At 28.0% G+C, this 275-nt stretch carries 1 protein-coding gene; it reads left to right on the forward strand.

From position 1 onward, the window contains the following. On the forward strand, positions 1-275 hold a 275-nt coding region (locus tag H2O73_RS23965; RefSeq protein ID WP_220457752.1), incomplete at both ends, for a hypothetical protein.

A 275-nucleotide genomic window follows, 5' to 3' on the forward strand; every position in this document is an offset into this window, starting at 1 on the left:
TTATGTGCTATTTTTTACAAGTTGTTACAGTCAAAAAGTTGATGAAGATGTTATTGTTATTATACAACCAAAGCTAGAAAATAACACAACCAATAAAATGAAAGTTCTTTTTAAAGGACTAAAACTTACCGATAGTATTTCTATAGAAAATGTAGATGGATTGGAGCTAAATGATTATCCTTCAAAAAAAATTACGGAGCTAAATGGCAACAAATACTTAGAGTATTATACAAACATAATCCCTACCAAAACAGGAAAAATAAACCTTCCAATAG

Origin of the sequence: Vibrio marinisediminis (assembly GCF_014050145.1) — a bacterium.
GTDB classification, from domain to species: domain Bacteria; phylum Pseudomonadota; class Gammaproteobacteria; order Enterobacterales; family Vibrionaceae; genus Vibrio; species Vibrio marinisediminis.